Raw genomic sequence first — 4,336 nt, forward strand, 5'->3', positions numbered from 1 at the left:
TCGCGTTAGCAACCCACGAATACCAGCATGATCACCGTCGAAATTACTTGCTTCATCTGATGCGTTGACGCTTCCCTAACGGGAAGAATGTTAATTAAAAAGAAAGGCTCTGGCCGAGGTTCCGGCAGGATTTTGTGCGGGCCTCTTGACGTGGGGAGTCATACCAACGCCTTTAGCTGCGGCGAGCGATAGCGAGTCCAGCCCCGGGGCCTTTTCCGGGGCGAGGCAGGCTAAACTTGTTAGCTGATTTAATTTTCGGACCAATCCCATTTTACTATTTTGGATTGATACCCTGTACCAATGGTACTGCAGCTTTTAGCTAAGACTTGTTTATTTTTTATTGACCATACATGTTCTTGGCAAGGAGGCAAAAACATCAGCTCTATTACTCCATAACCCGCCCAACTAATTAAGCCAGTAGCTGCTGCACTTAAAGCGATACCAGAACCCAAAGCTTTTTCGCCCCATAGATTTTCCGTACTTTGGGGCTCTCCCCAAAGGCTTTTAGCATCATCTAATGGAATGCTAATTCGTGGTTCAGAGAATAAACCATCCTGAGGTTGTAACTCGATATGCTGACTTTGTAGTTCACTTAAACTTTTGCCGTAATCGTAATCTCCAATTTCGGTCTTTACCATTGAACTACAACCTGACAATAAGGCTAAAACTGCAATAACAAATATGTGCTTCAATTTAACTCCTTTTTTACAGCTAACGCCTTTAGCTGCGGCGAGCGATAGCGAGTCCAGCCCCGGGGATTTTTCCGGGGCGAGGCAGGCTAAACTTGTTAGGCTTTTTTATTCGCATATTTCTCGGCTACTTTTTCAGATAATTCAAGAATGGTATTGGAAGCACTCTGATAGGTATAAGGTCCATCCGGGCGATAATATTTTGCTTCTCTTGAGCTAATGGTCCAGTAGATTTTTTTAATGCCCAAAGTTGAACATAGATTCTGCATGGTAAGCTCAAGTTTCTTTCCTTGTGGAACATTTGTTCTGGCAGTTGTTGTGCCAAAATAACCTGTCCCAGTATCTCTTACTATCTCGACTTTCATAGCATCTCCATGAGCCTAACGCCGCAATAAAGGGCGAGCGGCGCGCAGCAGAGCGAGTCCAGCCCACGGGCCCTTTCGTGGGCGATCTTTGATTGCCTGGTTATATTTCATTTGCTACGAGATTAGATTTAACCTTGCCAGAAATTACCAATTTATAAAATACAAACTCAGCGACTAAGCCTGAAAATATTGCCGCTGCAACTGCTATACCCCCGCTAGCAGTTGCCTTTGCTACAGCAGCTAAAACTAAAAACGCTAATGGTAAAGTAATAACAACAGCTATAAGAGCGTGAAAACCATTTATGCGTATTATTTCTTTACAGCCACTGCATTTGATACGCATGGGGTTTGATGACTTTAGCAGATTCATAAAGCCAAACTTTTTGGAGCAAGATGGGCAATTACTCACTATTAGTTTCCTTGTATATTGAACAGTGACAGTGTTTAAAAAATATAACGCCGCGTTAACCGGAGGAGTAATGATGGCAGTTTTTGTGCGTATTTTTGCACAAAAGGTGTCAGCATTACGGAGTCCGTGTTGAACGCCTGGTTAAGTGTTTCCATGTACAAACAAGCTGTACCCACCGCCCCTAATTTCATGGCCACCCAAAAAAACAGTTGCACCAGACTTTTTCTATTTCGGCGGTTTTAATAGAGAATATTTAAGTAGCAAATGATCTAATTTGCCAGAACTCTTAAGTTCTTTTAAACCCTTTGATAGAATATTTGCATAAAGTTTTGCGTTACGTTTTTTCGGAGAAAAAGCGATATATATGTCTTCTTTTGAAGCAACCCCTGCTGATTTGATATCTTCATACGAATTAAGGCCTGTCAAATAGTTTAGCACTATATTAGATTCCTCTACGAAAGCATCAATCCTATCTATTTTAAGTAATTCAACTAGACGGCTAAAAGCATCATCACCATGAAGAATAGTTAAACGTGCGATATTCGCTTGGTTTGGCTCAATATATTCCTTAAGAAGGCTGCCATAAGAGTAATTCTTTATAGCACCAAGGTTGATATTCTGTAATGACTTAAACCCACTAAAACGCCAATCAGATGTGTTTTTCACATAGAAAACATGTTCAATGCTATACAAAGGTTCATCTGGAAAAATGAAATCAGGTGTTTCATCTCTACCCGTACCAATAATTCCATCATAGTCACCATTACGGACAGTCAAAATTGAACGAATCCAGGGCCTAACGATATAATTTATCTTATACCCCTCCTGCGAAAAGGAATAATTTGCAATCTCTACCAAAAGGCCAGGTCTCTCTGTGCCAGGAACACAGTTATAGGGGCACCATTGATCTGCAACTAAGGTAATTTCCTTTGCTTGATCACTAGTTGATGACGCATAGCTAATGGACACGACTGGAATAAAAAGCAGAAGCATTCTAAAAATACGCAGTTTCATATCCTTTCCCCCTTATTCATAGCAAGCTATTCACGATAGTCTCATACTAAACTTACCCGATAGCCATAGTGTAGACCACATTAAATTCTCTACAGCAAGCCAGCTACTTACGAAAAGTAACAAATACTTTAAGAGACAACCAGACAACCAGACAACCACTCGGACACTTAACGCCTTTAGCAGCGGCCGAGCGCAGCGAGGTCCAGCCCCAGCGTCTTTTTGCTGGGGCGATGCTGGCTAAACTTGTTAGAACTTTACTACGCATAAAGTAGAAATAATACAAAGCCAACCCCTGAAACTAAGGCCAATAAAAAGACACAGTGAAATATAAAATTAGCTAGCCGCCACCTGACATTAAAGCCTTGTCGATAATTGGTGGTAAGCGCATAAAATATTGAGCCTACGCACAAGATTGATACTAACAATAAAGCTACATGCTGAGTTAAAGCAAAATAACAGCTAATTAACCCTATGAGAAAGCCGTATGTTGCTAAAGATGAAGCTTTCGTTGTACCCCAAAATTCTTTTTTTTCTATATCCATTTTAGGTTGATCTACAATCTGATTAAAAAGTTCTAACGCTTTTATAAACGGCGCACGGCTCTATCGTGCGTCCAACGCAGGCCACGTTTCTTTGTGGCCGGAGTGATGTTTGATGAACTGGTTAGATGTTTTAGAACTCCCAACTACACCAAACACCACGTTAAAACCAAAGTGCTTGCCCAGAGACAAAAACACCGCAGATGGCGACTTTACCGGATTCCCTAGGAACACACCATTGACGAAGCCTCTACAAATTAAAATGTGCTTGAGAAGCTTAAACAGTAGAGCGGAACAGTGGGAAAACGTGCCACCTACCCTAAAACTTTAAACGGAGGAATACATGATAAGAAACGAGCATTCCCTGCCGAATATTGAGCCCTAAACCTTAAGAGCCAAAAAACATTTAACGCCTTGGTGACATGCGCCGCCAGGCGTCATGTTGACCAACTTGTTATGTGTTCCCCAGGGTCTCGCGACGCCAATTCGTCAACACTTTCCTTTGAAAGAATAATATTCCCAAAATAGGCTGCGTCGCAATGATTGCCCCATTCCATATAGTAAACCAAATGGCATATACCACTCTCATCCACCTTGATTAGAATGGTATAACCAAGATCACCTTGCGCAGATGCATGGAAATGTATCCAATCACCAAAGATGTCAAGCGTACCCTCTATATCATATATTTTTCTGATAAAAAGAGCTTCGTCGTCGACAGGCATAACTTCCTGAATAGCTGAGCGGAATAATATAACTCTTTCTATATTGACCTTAATCCAAGCAAATTTTTCTCTTTTTTCAAAAACCTTAACAATCTTAACTTTAACGAAAGCTGACTCTTCTATCTCTTCTGGATGACAATCCCAGCCATTGTAGTGTGCTAATGCTGGTGTATATAAGGACCAAAAAGTAGCGTCAGATTGCTCTGAGAAAGGGCCTTGAATCCGTATAACTCTCGTAGAGCCTTCGGTTGGAATTACGTTCGATCGTTTCCATTTTTCTGACGTTGCCTCGGATGGTATTGCGTCCATCTCATCACTCCAGGACACAACATCATCCGAATACCCTGAAAATTCGAATACAGGATAGGAAGGATGCTCCTTATCAACGTATTTTCTGCATGCACCACAATAGAAATTTAGCTTCATTACACACCGTCACACATAGACATAATGACTCCCCACGTCCCAAAAGAGTGCTGACCTCCTATCGTGGGTTAGCAAAGCCAGAGCCATAATATATGTGTCATACCATATAAGCGGAGGCCAGCACCATGAAAAACAATACCATAATTTTTGTCGGATTGGACACCCATAA

General features: G+C 41.5%; 5 protein-coding genes. All 5 read right to left on the reverse strand.

Features of this window, described 5'->3' with window-relative positions; translation table 11 throughout:
• Nucleotides 1-248: 248 nt before the first annotated feature.
• The 5 genes from A3757_RS17825 to A3757_RS17850 all read right to left on the reverse strand — a co-directional run bounded on the left by A3757_RS17825 (nt 249) and on the right by A3757_RS17850 (nt 4,167).
• Nucleotides 249-692: a hypothetical protein gene (locus tag A3757_RS17825; RefSeq protein ID WP_068510921.1), complete on the reverse strand. Its 444-nt coding sequence runs from the start codon at nt 690-692 to the stop codon at nt 249-251.
• Between the two features lie 95 nt (nt 693-787).
• Nucleotides 788-1,054 (reverse strand): hypothetical protein, encoded by a 267-nt coding sequence (locus A3757_RS17830; RefSeq protein ID WP_068510923.1) that lies wholly within the window; start codon nt 1,052-1,054, stop codon nt 788-790.
• A 100-nt stretch (nt 1,055-1,154) separates the two neighbouring features.
• Nucleotides 1,155-1,424, reverse strand: a complete 270-nt coding sequence (locus tag A3757_RS17835) for a hypothetical protein (RefSeq protein ID WP_156490479.1) — start codon at nt 1,422-1,424, stop codon at nt 1,155-1,157.
• A gap of 264 nt (nt 1,425-1,688) precedes the next feature.
• Nucleotides 1,689-2,477, reverse strand: a complete 789-nt coding sequence (locus A3757_RS17840; RefSeq protein ID WP_068510926.1) for an ABC transporter substrate-binding protein — start codon at nt 2,475-2,477, stop codon at nt 1,689-1,691.
• Nucleotides 2,478-3,453: 976 nt separating this feature from the next.
• Entirely contained in the window at nt 3,454-4,167 is a 714-nt protein-coding gene (locus tag A3757_RS17850; protein WP_068553734.1) for a hypothetical protein, read from the reverse strand.
• Between the last annotated feature and the right edge of the window lie 169 nt (nt 4,168-4,336).

The organism is Oleiphilus sp. HI0117 (assembly GCF_001635235.1).

Excerpts from the sequence above, each read along its gene's own strand:
- A3757_RS17850 (WP_068553734.1), bottom strand. The coding sequence starts at position 4,167 with ATGAAGCTAAATTTCTATTGTGGTGCATGCAGAAAATACGTTGATAAG.
- A3757_RS17840 (WP_068510926.1), bottom strand. The coding sequence starts at position 2,477 with ATGAAACTGCGTATTTTTAGAATGCTTCTGCTTTTTATTCCAGTCGTG.
- A3757_RS17835 (WP_156490479.1), bottom strand. The coding sequence starts at position 1,424 with ATGAATCTGCTAAAGTCATCAAACCCCATGCGTATCAAATGCAGTGGC.
- A3757_RS17830 (WP_068510923.1), bottom strand. The coding sequence starts at position 1,054 with ATGAAAGTCGAGATAGTAAGAGATACTGGGACAGGTTATTTTGGCACA.